This window comes from Cellulomonas sp. Root485 (assembly GCF_001426705.1).
Taxonomy (GTDB): Bacteria; Actinomycetota; Actinomycetes; order Actinomycetales; family Cellulomonadaceae; genus Cellulomonas.
Map to the genome: position 1 here is coordinate 530,651 of NZ_LMFC01000002.1, position 13,178 is coordinate 543,828.

Annotated in this window: 12 protein-coding genes; 10 read left to right on the forward strand and 2 right to left on the reverse strand. The window is 73.4% G+C overall.

What is annotated here, in order from left to right; genetic code table 11:
- Nucleotides 1-177: 177 nt before the first annotated feature.
- Nucleotides 178-1,605, forward strand: a complete 1,428-nt coding sequence (locus tag ASD16_RS22345) for an NlpC/P60 family protein (protein WP_255356343.1) — start codon at nucleotides 178-180, stop codon at nucleotides 1,603-1,605.
- A gap of 154 nt (nucleotides 1,606-1,759) precedes the next feature.
- On the opposite strand, the gene ASD16_RS11110 is transcribed toward ASD16_RS22345, so the two are convergent.
- Complete coding sequence (locus tag ASD16_RS11110; protein ID WP_157453897.1) at nucleotides 1,760-2,731, reverse strand: hypothetical protein; 972 nt, start codon at nucleotides 2,729-2,731, stop codon at nucleotides 1,760-1,762.
- 220 nt (nucleotides 2,732-2,951) lie between these two features.
- Entirely contained in the window at nucleotides 2,952-3,449 is a 498-nt protein-coding gene (locus tag ASD16_RS11115; RefSeq protein WP_055916810.1) for an inorganic diphosphatase, read from the reverse strand.
- 152 nt (nucleotides 3,450-3,601) lie between these two features.
- On the opposite strand from ASD16_RS11115, the gene dacB reads away from it, so the two are divergent.
- The 9 genes from dacB (at nucleotide 3,602) to ASD16_RS11160 (ending at nucleotide 13,169) form a co-directional block, all read left to right on the forward strand.
- On the forward strand, nucleotides 3,602-5,014 hold the full coding sequence (gene dacB, locus ASD16_RS11120; protein WP_055918298.1) for a D-alanyl-D-alanine carboxypeptidase/D-alanyl-D-alanine-endopeptidase: 1,413 nt from the start codon (nucleotides 3,602-3,604) through the stop codon (nucleotides 5,012-5,014).
- Nucleotides 5,015-5,023: 9 nt separating this feature from the next.
- Nucleotides 5,024-6,085, forward strand: a complete 1,062-nt coding sequence (locus tag ASD16_RS11125) for a zinc-dependent metalloprotease (RefSeq protein ID WP_055916813.1) — start codon at nucleotides 5,024-5,026, stop codon at nucleotides 6,083-6,085.
- Nucleotides 6,082-7,065 (forward strand): tRNA lysidine(34) synthetase TilS, encoded by a 984-nt coding sequence (tilS, locus tag ASD16_RS11130; RefSeq protein WP_055918301.1) that lies wholly within the window; start codon nucleotides 6,082-6,084, stop codon nucleotides 7,063-7,065. Before ASD16_RS11125 ends, tilS begins: the two co-directional genes overlap by 4 nt.
- Before the next feature lie 34 nt (nucleotides 7,066-7,099).
- Nucleotides 7,100-7,654, forward strand: coding sequence for a hypoxanthine phosphoribosyltransferase (gene hpt / locus ASD16_RS11135; RefSeq protein ID WP_055916816.1), 555 nt, complete (start codon nucleotides 7,100-7,102; stop codon nucleotides 7,652-7,654).
- A gap of 109 nt (nucleotides 7,655-7,763) precedes the next feature.
- Nucleotides 7,764-9,791 (forward strand): ATP-dependent zinc metalloprotease FtsH, encoded by a 2,028-nt coding sequence (gene ftsH / locus ASD16_RS11140; protein ID WP_055916819.1) that lies wholly within the window; start codon nucleotides 7,764-7,766, stop codon nucleotides 9,789-9,791.
- 24 nt (nucleotides 9,792-9,815) lie between these two features.
- On the forward strand, nucleotides 9,816-10,424 hold the full coding sequence (gene folE, locus ASD16_RS11145; RefSeq protein WP_055918304.1) for a GTP cyclohydrolase I FolE: 609 nt from the start codon (nucleotides 9,816-9,818) through the stop codon (nucleotides 10,422-10,424).
- A 107-nt stretch (nucleotides 10,425-10,531) separates the two neighbouring features.
- Nucleotides 10,532-11,401: a dihydropteroate synthase gene (gene folP / locus ASD16_RS11150; protein ID WP_082570777.1), complete on the forward strand. Its 870-nt coding sequence runs from the start codon at nucleotides 10,532-10,534 to the stop codon at nucleotides 11,399-11,401.
- Nucleotides 11,402-11,403: 2 nt separating this feature from the next.
- Nucleotides 11,404-12,678: a 2-amino-4-hydroxy-6-hydroxymethyldihydropteridine diphosphokinase gene (folK, locus tag ASD16_RS11155; protein ID WP_055916824.1), complete on the forward strand. Its 1,275-nt coding sequence runs from the start codon at nucleotides 11,404-11,406 to the stop codon at nucleotides 12,676-12,678.
- Nucleotides 12,678-13,169, forward strand: a complete 492-nt coding sequence (locus tag ASD16_RS11160) for a DUF3180 domain-containing protein (RefSeq protein ID WP_055916827.1) — start codon at nucleotides 12,678-12,680, stop codon at nucleotides 13,167-13,169. Before folK ends, ASD16_RS11160 begins: the two co-directional genes overlap by 1 nt.
- Nucleotides 13,170-13,178 lie beyond the last annotated feature (9 nt).

Consider the following 13,178-nt stretch of genomic DNA (forward strand, 5'->3'; position numbering starts at 1 on the left):
GCGCCATTGCGGCGAACGGGTGATCTCTGCCTGATCCTGTCCGGTTCCTCCCAAAGCACATGGGTGTGACTCGTGGGACTGGTGTGACACGTGTTCTCTTCTGAGGTTTCCGCCGGTAGCGTCCCTCGGGAACGGCCGCCGATGGCCGGTCACGGAAACGTCGGGGAGGGCGTCCAGGTGAGCCACAGCACGACCATGCGCAGGGCCTCGCGAGGCCTCGTCGCCGGCGCGCTCGTCGCCACCCTGCTCGCAGCAGGCGCCTCCAGCGCGCTCGCCGACCCGACGCCCCCCTCCGCGCAGGACGTCCAGCGTGCGCAGGGCGCCGTGAAGTCCGCGGAGCGCTCCGTCGCCTCGATGGAGGTCCGCCTCGCCCAGCTGAGCGCCGAGACGGACGCTGCCGAGCTCAAGGTCCAGCAGGCCGGTGAGGCCTACAACCGCGCCGTCGTCGACTCCGACGCGGCCCAGCAGGCCTCCGACGACGCCGTCGCCCGCTCGACCGAGGCGGAGGCCACCGCCGAGGACGCCCGCCGCCAGCTCGTCGCGATCGCCCGCGAGGTCGCCCGGTCCGGCGGCTCGACCGACCTGCTCCAGGCGCTCCTGTCCTCCGACGGCTTCCAGGACGTGGCCCGTCGCACCACCGCGCTCGACCGCATCAGCGGCAAGGCCGACGAGGCCGTCCAGACCTACCGTGCCACCCAGCTCGTCGCCACCACCCTCGCCGAGCGCGCGACCGAGGCCGCCGCCGCAGCGAAGGCCGCCAAGGCCTCGGCCGCCGACGCCCTCGCCGCCGCCGAGCAGGCACAGACCGACGCCGCCGCCGCGCAGACCGCCGCCGCAGCCGAGCGCGACGGACTCATCACCGCGCTGGCGGCCGCCCGCCAGACCAGCGCCGAGGTCGAGCGCGCCCGCCAGGACTTCGTCGACCAGCAGCGCCGCGAGCGCGAGGAGGCCGCCGCTCGCGCAGCCGCCCTGCGCCCGGTCGCCGCGCCGCCGACCACGCCGAGCACCCCGAGCACCCCGAGCACCCCCGCCGCGCCTCCGGCCTCCGGCGGCGGCACCACAGCACCCCCGGCGACGACCACCCCGCCCGCGACGACCACCCCGCCCGCGACGACCAACCCGCCGCCGGCCACCACGAACCCGCCGCCGGCCACCACGAACCCGCCCCCGGTCGTCACCCCGCCACCCGCGTCGTCGGACCCCTACGGCCTCGGCTCCGGCCGCTCCCGCGGGTCGGCAGCCGGCGGAGCCGCCGCGCTCGCGTGGGCGCAGACGAAGACCGGGCTCCCGTACGTCTGGGGCGGCGTCGGCCCCGACGGCTACGACTGCTCGGGCCTGACGATGAGCGCCTGGCGCACCGCCGGCGTCAACCTGGCGCGCACCACCCGCGACCAGTACAAGCAGGTCCTCAAGATCAGCTACAACGACCTGCGCCCCGGCGACCTCGTGTTCTGGTCCACCAACCCGAAGAACCCGGACGCGATCTACCACGTGGCCATCTGGGCAGGCGGCGGCCAGATCATGGAGGCCTCCAAGCCGGGCGACCCCCTCCGCACCACCTCCATGCGCTGGGGCAACACGATGCCCTTCGCCGGCCGCCCGTAACCCCTCTTCTCCTCTGCAACGTCCGCACTCCGACGGGTTCCAACCCGCCCGAGTGCGGACGTTGCAGCGTCTCAGTCATGACGTCCGCACTCCGGTGGGTTCCACGCCAACCGAGTGCGGACGTTGGTTGCGCGTGGGGCAGTTCGGCGCCTCGTCAGCGTGTTCCCGGAGACCACCCCGCCTGGCGGAGGGCGCGCTCGACGGCGTCGAGGTGCCGCGCCGGGTCGAGGCGTAGTCCGAGACTCGGGATCCGCAGCACCGTCTGACCGGCAAGCGCGATCTCGTTGTGTCTCAGGCTGTCATCGATCCACCGAGCGGGTTCGAGGTGGCCGATGCCGTCGATCTCGACGACCACCCGCCAGCGTGACCATCGGACATCGAGGTACGACGTTCCGTGCGGTGAACGCTCCACGACCTGCCGATCGGGTTCCGGCAGCCCGCGAGTGCGGCAGTGACCGGCGAAGTCGAGCTCGTTCAGGGAGTGCACGCCACCGGCGACGTCGCGGAGCACGGCGCGGAGGAGTGCGCGTCGCTTGTCGCGCCGGATCCGGTCGAGCACCTCTGCGACGGGATCGACCGTCGTCAACCGTTGCTGCACGGCGGCGACCAGCAGGAGCGACGCCTCCCGGTCGGTGCGTGCCCACAACGCCGCTTGGACGGTGGCGACCTCCGGCCGTGCCCGCGGGACGCCCGTCGTGAGCACGTCCTCGTCCCGCCACCTGCGAGTCTCGTGCACGCGGACGCCGGGTGGTGGAGGGACCGGGTGCGAGGACTTGGGCGCCGCGATGTGCACGAGCCCGTCGTCGTCGATCCCCCGGAGCCCTGCTGCGATCAGCGCGGAGAGCCCTGCAAGCGCTGCCCGCGGTCGAGCTCCGGCGGCCGCTCGTGGAGCGCACTCCAGCACGCCGAGCCACCAGGCGACCTGATCACCTGGTCGCGGCTGTGCGACGGCGAGCGTGTTCCTGCCGACCGGTCGCCACCGGTCTGCGACGAGCTCCGCCTCCAGCTGCGCGGCCGTGACGCCGAGCCCGCGGATCTGAGGACGGGTGAGCAGCCCCGCCTGTGACGCCGCGTGTGCTGCGACCCGTGCGCGGCGGTCCACCCGCGGCTGCCGATCCGTTGCCATGGACACACGCTCATGTCCAGGGCCGGCTGCCCGGTGCCACGGACCCCGACCTGTGGACACGCCACTGGCGCATGGGACCGGTGGACGCCTCGCGACCCCCCGACAACGTCCGCACCCGAGTGGCTCTGAACCAGCACGAGTGCGGACGCTACGGAGAAGATGCAGCAACGTCCGCACTCGAGCAGGTTCCTACCTGCAGGAGTGCGGACGTTGCGGGTGGCTAGTGGTTGTAGTAGTTCGTGTCGATGGCTCGCTGGCGGCTGCGTTCGATCTCCGCCTCCGCCTCCGAGCGGCCTACCCAGTGAGCGCCCTCGACGGACTTGCCCGGCTCCAGGTCCTTGTAGACCTCGAAGAAGTGCTGGATCTCGAGGCGGTGGAAGTCGGACACGTCGTCGATGTCCTGGCGCCACGCGGCGCGCTGGTCGCCCGTCGGGACGCAGAGCACCTTGTCGTCGCCGCCGGCCTCGTCGCGCATGCGGAACATGCCGAGCGCGCGGGCGCGGATGAGGCAGCCGGGGAAGGTCGGCTCCTCCAGCAGCACCAGGGCGTCGAGCGGGTCGCCGTCCTCGCCGAGGGTGCCCTCGATGAAGCCGTAGTCGTCGGGGTAGCGGGTCGAGGTGAACAGCATCCGGTCGAGGCGGATGCGCCCCGTGGCGTGGTCCACCTCGTACTTGTTGCGCTGACCCTTCGGGATCTCGATCGTGACGTCGAACTCCACAGTGCTCCTCCGCCCCACGTCCGCGGCCGGCGGTCGCGACACTTGTCGTCATGCGGCGCGCCGAAGTGTCAGGGGCGCCCTTGTCTCGGACAGTAGTCTGACGCACCGCGGGACGGGGCGTCCCACCGGGGGACGAGCGAGGCGGGGTGACGATGACCACAGCGGCGAGGGTCGTCGGCGTCAGCGCGCTCGTCCTGGTGCTCGCGGGCGGGGCATACGTGACGGGCGACGCGTACGACGTGGTCCCGGGGATGGTCACGCTCGCGGAGCCGCCGCCGGACCCGCTGCCGTTCCCGACGGCCCCGGGCGCGGTCGAGCCGGTGGACACGGTCCCCGCGCTGGCGAACCTGGACCCGCAGGCGCCGGTCCCGGCGTCGACGACCGTGCAGGCGCTGGTCGACGGTCTGGTCAAGGACCCGCGCATGGGCGCCAGCGTCGGCGTGGTCGTCGCGGACCAGCTGACGGGGGACGTGCTCGGCGGGCACCTGCCGGGGGACGGCCGCACACCGGCGTCGACGGCGAAGCTGGTCACGGCCGTCGCGGCCCTGAGCACCCTCGGACCGGACGTGACCTTGCCGACGAGCGTCGTGCGCGGCCCGGGCAACAGCATCGTGCTGGTCGGCGGCGGGGACATGATGCTCGCGGCGGGTGCGGGCGACCCGAACGCGGTCGAGGGCCACGCCGGGCTGGCGGACCTGGCCGCGCAGGTGGCCGACGAGCTGAAGCTCGAGGGCGCGACGACGGTGAGCCTCGGCTTCGACGACTTCCTGTTCAGCGGTCCGACGCTGAGCCCCACGTGGAACCCGGCCGACATCGCGGCCGGGTTCGTCGCGCCGGTGACGCCGCTCGCGGTGGACACCGCGAAGATCCGGCCCGGTGAGTACCCGCCCCGGTACGCGGACCCGTCGCTGGCGGCGGCGAACACGTTCGCGCAGCGGCTGGCGGAGGTCGGGATCGCGGTGGACGGGAGCCCGCGGCGGACCGAGAAGCCGGAGAGCGGCAGGGAGCTCGGCGTCGTGCGGTCGGCGACGCTCGACGGGATCGTGCACCACTTCCTGGACACGTCGGACAACGCGATCACCGAGGTGGTCAGCCGGCTCGTGGCCATCGACCAGGGGCTCCCGGCGTCGTTCGACGGCGGGACGACCGCGGTCCTGCACGCGGTCGGCGTCGCGGGCGTCGACACCTCGGGGGCGCACCTGTCGGACGCGTCGGGTCTCGGGGCCGGGTCCGTCCTGCCGCCGGAGCTCCTGCTGGGACTGCTGCGGCTGGCGACGGACCCCGCGCACGGCGTGCTGCGGGACGTCGCGACGGGCATGCCGATCGCGGGGCTGACGGGCACGCTGAGCGACCGCTACACGCAGTCACCGGCCCGCGGGCTGGTCCGTGCGAAGACGGGCAGCCTGCCGCACGTGACGTCGCTCGCCGGCACGGTGCTCGACGCCGACGCGCGCCAGCTGGTGTTCGTGGTCCTGGCCGACGCGACCCCCGACGGCGGCCAGTGGGGTCCGCGCGCGGCCATCGACTCGTTCGTCACCGCGTTGTCCGGGTGCGGCTGCGGTTAGTTTGGCCGGGTGGAGACCACCGAAGGACTTGTCGACTGGGAGCTGGCCACCCGGATCGCCGGGCGGCTGGCCGCCCCGGGACCGGTCGCGGACCGCGCGGAGCTGACGGCGCTGGTCGACGAGCTGCGCGACGCCGCCGGCCGCGCGGCCGTGCACGCCTCGGCGATCACCGGGCTCGCGGCCGCTGACGGCACGCCGCCGGAGCAGGTCTCGACGGTGCTGGTGGTCGACCGGCCCCGCTGGGCACAGGCCAACGCCGAGGTGTTCGCCGCGATGACCGGCCCGCTGGCGGGTGCTGCACCGTCGGCGACGGCACGCGCGGGTGCCGCCGTGCAGGTGGGCGGCGTGCTGGCGCTCCTGTCCGGCAAGGTGCTCGGCCAGTTCGACCCGTTCACGTCGGACGCGAGGGGGAGCAGTCGCGGTCGCCTGCTGCTCGTCGCACCCAACGTCCTGCACCACGAGCGCCGACTGAAGGTGGACCCGTCCGACTTCCGCCTCTGGGTGGCGCTGCACGAGCAGACCCACGCGCTGCAGTTCGCGGCGGCACCGTGGCTCGCTGACCACCTGCGCACGCGGGCCGCCGAGCTGCTCACGGACCTCGCCGCCGACAAGGCGCTGGTCCCGCGGGTCGGGGAGCTGCTGGGGGCGGTCGCGCGGGCCGTCACGGGCGGTGCCGATGACGGTGTGGGTGTGCTCGACCTGCTCTCGACGCGGCAGCGGGAGGTGTTCGAGGAGGTCGGCGCGGTGATGGCGCTGCTGGAGGGGCACGCGGACGTCGCGATGGACGAGGTCGGTCCCCGGGTGGTGCCGAGCGTGCGCAAGATCCGCAAGGCGTTCGAGGCGCGACGCGACGAGGCGGCAAGGTCGCGCGGCGTGGACCGGGTGCTGCGCCGGCTGCTCGGCCTGGACACCAAGCTGGCGCAGTACCGCGACGGCGCGGCGTTCGTCCGGGCCGTGCGCAAGGAGGTCGGGCTCGACGGGCTGAACGCGGTGTGGACGTCGGCGGACCACCTGCCGCTGCCCCAGGAGATCGTCGACCCCCGGGCGTGGGTGCGTCGGGTGCACGGGTGACCGGTCCCGCCCGCGAGGTGGCGGCCGTGCGCTCGGCGGTCACTGCCGCCGTCGCCGACCTGCCGCCGGGCGCGCTGGTCCTGGTCGCCTGCTCGGGCGGACCGGACTCGCTCGCGCTCGCGGCGGGGACGGCGTTCGTGGCACAGAGGGCGGGGACGCCCTGGCGCGCGCGGGCGGTCGTCGTCGACCACGGGCTGCAGGAGGGGTCGGCGCAGGTGGCCGACGACGCCGCGGCGGCCTGCCGGGGGCTCGGTCTGCCGGCGGTCGTGGTCCGCGTGGCGGTCGACGGCCGGGGCGAGGCGGCTGCGCGGGACGCGCGGTACGCGGCGCTGGACCGGGTCGCCGACGAGCTCGGCGCGGCGGTCGTGCTGCTCGGCCACACGCTCGACGACCAGGCGGAGACCGTGCTGCTGGGCCTCGCGCGCGGGTCGGGCGCCCGGGCGCTCGCGGGCATGCCGGCGACGCGCGGACGGTTCCGACGGCCTCTGCTCGGACTGCGCCGGTCCGACACGCTGGCCGCCTGTGCGGCGCTGGACCTGCGCCCCTGGCACGACCCGACGAACGACGGCTCCCACGCCGACGCGTCGGTGCGCAGCCGGGTCCGCGACGACGCGCTGCCGACCCTGGAGCGCGTGATCGGCCCCGGGGTGGCGGAGGCCCTGGCCCGGTCGGCCGCGCAGCTGCGCGACGACGCCGACCTGCTCGACACGCTGGCCGACGATCTGCTCGCCGCCGCCCGCACGGCCGACGGTCTCGACATCGAGGTGCTGCGAGAGGCCCCTCCGGCTCTGCGCACCCGCGCCCTGCGGTCCGCCGCGATCGCCGCCGGGAGCCCGGCCGGTGCGCTCGGCCGCGCGCACGTCCTGGCCGTCGACGCGCTGGTCACCGACTGGCACGGGCAGGGTCCCGTCGCGCTCCCCGGGGGGATCGTCGCCGGCCGGGCGTGTGGCAGGCTTGCCCTGGGCACGGCCCCCGCGTAGCGCGGTCACGGGCGGATCAAGAGGAGCAACTGCGGTGGACCCTGCGGACATGGGCGACGACCTCGAGAGGGTGCTCCTCTCCGAGGAGCAGCTGCACCAGAGGCTCGACGAGATCGCGGCGCAGATCGACGCCGACTACGAGGGCAAGGACCTGCTCCTGGTGGGTGTCCTCAAGGGTGCGGTCATGGTGATGGCGGACCTCGCGCGCCGGCTGCACTCGTCGGTGCAGATGGACTGGATGGCGGTCTCGTCGTACGGCTCGGGCACCAAGTCGTCCGGCGTCGTGCGGATCCTCAAGGACCTCGACGCGGACCTCACCGGCCGGCACGTGCTCATCGTCGAGGACATCATCGACTCGGGCCTGACCCTGTCGTGGCTGCTGTCCAACCTGCGCTCCCGTGGCCCGGCCACGGTCGAGATCGCGACGATGCTGCGCAAGCCCGAGGCGTCCAAGGTCGACGTCGACGTCCGCTACGTGGGCTTCGACATCCCCAACGAGTTCGTGGTCGGGTACGGCCTGGACTATGCGGAGAAGTACCGGAACCTGCCGTTCGTCGGCACGCTCGCTCCGCACGTCTACGGCGCCTGAGGTCGAGTGCGCCCTCGGTGAACACGGTCGGTCCCGCCCAGGTTCCCCGTGTAACTTCGAGGCCACCTGTCCCGCGAGCGGAGGTTGAGGGGTTCTGCCCCGATCGCCCATGAACGTCAAGCGACTAGCCCGTGGCCCCATCCTGTGGGTCGTCATCGCCGTGATCCTGCTGTACATCGGCGCGTCCACGCTCGCAGCCCCGAAGATCAGCAAGATCGACACGTCGGACGGCATGACGCTGATCGAGGACGGCAAGGTCGACCAGGCCAAGATCACCGAGGGCGTCCAGCGCGTCGACCTGACCCTCGCGGAGGACTTCGTCAAGGGCGACGACAACCTCGGCAAGCTGGTCCAGTTCAACTACGTCGTGCCGCAGGGCGAGGCGGTCGTCAGCGCGATCGCGGACGCCGACCTGGACGAGGGCTACACCTCGGTGGTCCCGCAGACCGCGTGGTGGGCCAGCCTCCTGAGCTTCGTCCTCCCGCTGATCATCATCCTGGCCATCTTCTGGTTCCTGATGTCGAACTCGCAGGGTGGCGGCTCGCGCGTCATGAGCTTCGGCAAGTCGAAGGCGAAGCTGGTCAACAAGGAGTCCCCGCAGGTCACGTTCACCGACGTGGCGGGTGTCGACGAGGCGGTCGAGGAGCTCCAGGAGATCAAGGAGTTCCTCGCAGAGCCGGCCAAGTTCCAGGCCGTCGGCGCCAAGATCCCCAAGGGCGTCCTGCTGTACGGCCCGCCCGGGACCGGCAAGACGCTGCTGGCCCGCGCGGTCGCCGGTGAGGCGGGCGTGCCGTTCTACTCGATCTCCGGCTCGGACTTCGTCGAGATGTTCGTCGGCGTCGGCGCCAGCCGGGTCCGTGACCTGTTCAACCAGGCCAAGGAGAACGCCCCCGCGATCATCTTCATCGACGAGATCGACGCCGTCGGCCGCCACCGTGGCGCGGGCATGGGCGGCGGGCACGACGAGCGCGAGCAGACGCTCAACCAGATGCTCGTCGAGATGGACGGCTTCGACGTCAACGCGAACGTCATCCTCATCGCGGCCACCAACCGCCCGGACATCCTCGACCCCGCGCTCCTGCGTCCGGGTCGCTTCGACCGCCAGGTCGCCGTGGACCCGCCCGACCTCAAGGGCCGCGAGCGGATCCTCACGGTGCACTCGCAGGGCAAGCCGATGGCGCCGCACGTCGACCTGAACGTCGTCGCCCGCCGGACCCCCGGGTTCACCGGTGCGGACCTGGCCAACGTGCTGAACGAGGCCGCCCTGCTCACCGCGCGCACCGGCCAGCAGACGATCACGGACCACACGCTGGACGAGGCGATCGACCGGGTCATCGCAGGACCGCAGAAGCGCACACGGATCATGAACTCCAAGGAGATCAAGATCACCGCGTACCACGAGGGCGGTCACGCCCTGGTCGCGGCCGCGCTCCGGTACACCGACCCGGTCACCAAGGTGACGATCCTGCCGCGCGGCCGGGCCCTCGGGTACACGATGGTCATGCCGACCGAGGACAAGTACTCGACCACCCGCAACGAGCTGCTGGACACGCTGTCCTACGCGATGGGCGGGCGCGTCGCCGAGGAGCTCGTGTTCCACGACCCGACGACGGGTGCCAGCAACGACATCGAGAAGGCGTCGGCGACGGCCCGCAAGATGGTCACGCAGTTCGGGATGAGTGCGCGGCTCGGCGCGATCCAGCTCGGCCAGGCCTCCGGCGAGGTGTTCATGGGCCGCGACATGGGCCACGGGAGGGACTACTCCGAGGACGTCGCCGCGTCGATCGACCTCGAGGTGCGCGCCCTCATCGAGCGGGCGCACGACGAGGCCTGGGAGATCCTGGTCGAGTACCGCGACGTCCTGGACGCCCTCGTGCTGGAGCTCCTGGAGAAGGAGACGCTCAACCAGGAGCAGCTGGCCACGATCTTCGCGCCCATCACCAAGCGCCCTCCGCGCCAGGTGTGGCTGTCCAGCGAGCAGCGCGCCGTCTCGGAGCGCCCTCCGGTCATGACGCCCGCGGAGCTCGCGGCGCAGAACGGCCACCCGATCATCCCCGAGGACGAGGCGGCGGAGGCCTTCGGCTTCCCGTCGGAGAAGATCATCGAGGTCCCGCCGTCGCAGACCCCGGACGCGTAGGCGCCGGGCATGACGCAGGAGCAGATGACGGGCATCGGGCCGGTGACGTTCACCGGGGCGGCCGTGGGCGAGTACGACGAGGGTCGCGTCGAGGCCGCCATCCGGGAGCTGCTGCTCGCGGTGGGGGAGAACCCCGACCGCGAAGGGCTGCGGGAGACGCCGGCGCGGGTCGCGCGGGCGTACCGGGAGATCTTCGCGGGCCTGTACCAGGAGCCCGGCGACGTCCTGACCACGACCTTCGACATCGGCCACGAAGAGATGGTGCTGGTCAAGGACATCGAGGTGTACTCCACCTGCGAGCACCACCTGGTGCCCTTCCACGGTGTCGCGCACGTCGGCTACATCCCCGGCACGGACGGCCGCATCACGGGGCTGAGCAAGCTGGCCCGGCTGGTCGACGTCTACGCGCGACGCCCGCAGGTGCAGGAACGACTGACGTCGCAGATCGCCGACGCACTGGTCGCCGAGCTGGAGCCACGCGGCGTGCTCGTCGTCGTCGAGTGCGAGCACCTGTGCATGTCGATGCGCGGCGTCCGCAAGCCCGGGTCGCGCACGGTGACCTCCGCGGTCCGCGGGCAGATGCGCGACGTGGCCACGCGAGCCGAGGCCATGAGCCTCGTGCTCGGTCGCTGATCGACCGCCGCGTCGGCCCCTAGGCTCGCACCGTGACAGGACCCGGTTCCTCCGCCCGTCCGGCCCCGCTGTCCCCGCGGCTGCACGCACTGGGACGCACCCTGGTCATGGGCGTCGTCAACGTCACCCCGGACTCCTTCTCGGACGGCGGCCGCTGGTTCACGCCCGGCGCGGCGGTCGCGCACGGCCTCGAGCTCGTCGAGCAGGGGGCGGACCTGCTGGACGTCGGCGGGGAGTCGACCCGGCCGGGTGCTCGCCGGGTGGCCGTCGACGACGAGCTCGCACGCGTGCTGCCGGTGATCGAGCAGCTGGTGGCGCGCGGTGCCACCGTGAGCATCGACACGACGCGCGCGGTGGTCGCGCAGGCGGCAGTCGAGCGCGGCGCGTCGATCATCAACGACGTGTCGGGCGGCCTGGCCGACGACGAGATGTACGGGGTGGTGGCCCGGACCGGCGCGGTCTACGTCGCGATGCACTGGCGCGGGCACGCGGACGTGATGGACGACCTCGACGACTACGACGACGTCGTGACCGACGTGCGGCGCGAGCTCGGGAGCCGCGTCGCGGCGCTGCGGGCGGCGGGGGTGCGCGACGAGCAGGTGGTGCTGGACCCGGGTCTGGGCTTCGCGAAGGCGGGGAGCAGCAACTGGCCGCTGCTCGCGCGGCTGCCGGAGCTGGTGGCCGACGGCTTCCCTGTGCTCGTCGGTGCCAGCCGCAAGCGGTTCCTCGGTCACCTCCTGGCAGGCCCGGACGGCGAGCCGGCCCCTCCGCTCGCGCGGGACCGTGCGACGGCTGCGGTCACGGCGCTGGCGGCGGCGGCGGGAGCCTGGTGCGTGCGGGTGCACGAGGTGGCAGGCTCGGCCGACGCGGTACGGGTGGCGGCTGCGTGGCAGGGCGCCCACCGGTCCGGCACCACCGAGGACGAGGACGAGCTGGCCGTGGACGAGGACGCGAGAACCGGAGGGAGCACGCGGTGACCATGAACGACGAGAGCCGACAGGACGCGCTGGACACCAGCGGGCGCCGGCTCGACCAGATCAGGCTGTCGGGCATCACGGCCTTCGGCTACCACGGCGTGTTCGAGCACGAGCGGCGCGAGGGGCAGACGTTCGTCGCGGACGTCGTCGTCCACCTCGACACCCGGCGGGCGGCCGCGCGCGACGACCTGGCGCACACCCTGAACTACGGCGAGCTGGCGGAGCAGGTCGCAGCGGTCCTCGCGGGGGAGCCGGTGGACCTGATAGAGACCGTCGCGGAGCGCATCGCGGCGACCGTCCTGGCGTCCGGCATCGTGCAGGCGGTCGACGTGGCCGTGCACAAGCCGAACGCACCCATCCAGGTGCCGTTCGACGACGTGGTCGTCGCCATCCACCGCGACCGCACCAAGCTCCCGGCCGCGGAACCGTACGTGCCCCGCGCAGCCGTGGGCACCGAGCCGGTGTCGCGCCCGGTGCCGACCGCGACGGCGTCGTTTCCGGTCACCCCGGCTCCCGGCGCCCCGGTCGTCCCGTCCGGCGCCCCGGGTGTCGCGTCCGCTGCCTGGGCGGACGCGGTCGCGCCGGCGCCGGGGGCGTTCTCGCAGGGTCCCGACGGCCCGTCGGCCGAGCTCGAAGCGGTGCCCGCGGGGGAGGCGCTCGTCGTCGGCGAGGTGGTCACGGACGTCCTCGACCAGGCTCCTGACGGTCCCGTCGAGGTGGTGCTGGCGCTCGGCGCCAACCTGGGACCGGCTCAGGAGACGCTCCGCGCGGCCGTGACCGACCTGGCGCGGACCCCGGGGATCGAGGTGCGCGACGTCTCGGCGCTGGCGCGGACGTCGGCGGTCGGCGGGCCCGAGCAGTCCGACTACCTCAACGCGGTCGTCCTGGCCTCGACCACGCTCGCCCCGCGGGCGCTGCTGCGCGCCACACAGGCGATCGAGCACGCGCACGGGCGTGAGCGGCACGAGCACTGGGGCCCGCGCACGCTGGACATCGACATCGTGCTGTACGGCTCGGTGCTCGCCGTGACGGACGACCTCGAGCTCCCGCACCCGCGGGCCCACGAGCGCGCGTTCGTGCTGCAGCCGTGGGCGCAGGTCGACCCGGACGCGATGCTGCCGGGGCTGGGCGGGGGACCGGTCGGTGCCCTGGCCGCGACCGCGCCCGACCGCGACGGCGTCCGCTGGCTGGCTCTCGACTGGCTGACCACCGCGATCCCGGCGGTCAGCGGCGACACCGGGGCGGTCCCGGCCGGTCCGGAGGCCCAGAACACGTGATGCACCGAACGCGCTGGCAGACGCTCCTGCTGGTCACTGTGGTCGTCGCTGCCGTCACGTGGATCGTGCTGCGCGCGGTCGCGGGCCGCGGCGGGATGCTGCCGACCGTGCCGCCGCTGGTGGTGGCCGTCGAGCTGCTCATCGCCGGGGTCGTGTTCTCCATGGGCTGGGCCGTGCGGCAGTTCCTGCGCGGCAAGCGACCGCTGCTGAACCCGATCCGGGCGGCTCGGACCGCGGTGCTGGCGAAGGCGTCCTGCTACACCGGTGCGCTCCTCGCCGGCTGGTACGGCGGCCAGGTGCTGGCTCTCGTCGGCGACCTGAGCGTGCCCGGGAACGGGTCACGCGCGATCGCGGCCGGCATCGCGACGGCCGGCGCCCTGGTGCTCGCCGGGGTCGGTCTCCTCGTCGAGTGGTTCTGCCGGGTGCCTCCACCCGAGGCCGGGGCCGAGGCGGCGCACGAGCACCCTGCGGCGGATCCCAGCGCCCCCTGAGCGGGTGGA

Coding starts and splice junctions, on each gene's coding strand:
- ASD16_RS11110 (WP_157453897.1), bottom strand. CDS start 2,731: ATGGCAACGGATCGGCAGCCGCGGGTGGACCGCCGCGCACGGGTCGCA.
- dacB (WP_055918298.1), top strand. CDS start 3,602: ATGACCACAGCGGCGAGGGTCGTCGGCGTCAGCGCGCTCGTCCTGGTG.
- ftsH (WP_055916819.1), top strand. CDS start 7,764: ATGAACGTCAAGCGACTAGCCCGTGGCCCCATCCTGTGGGTCGTCATC.
- folE (WP_055918304.1), top strand. CDS start 9,816: ATGACGGGCATCGGGCCGGTGACGTTCACCGGGGCGGCCGTGGGCGAG.
- folP (WP_082570777.1), top strand. CDS start 10,532: ATGGGCGTCGTCAACGTCACCCCGGACTCCTTCTCGGACGGCGGCCGC.
- folK (WP_055916824.1), top strand. CDS start 11,404: ATGAACGACGAGAGCCGACAGGACGCGCTGGACACCAGCGGGCGCCGG.
- ASD16_RS11160 (WP_055916827.1), top strand. CDS start 12,678: ATGCACCGAACGCGCTGGCAGACGCTCCTGCTGGTCACTGTGGTCGTC.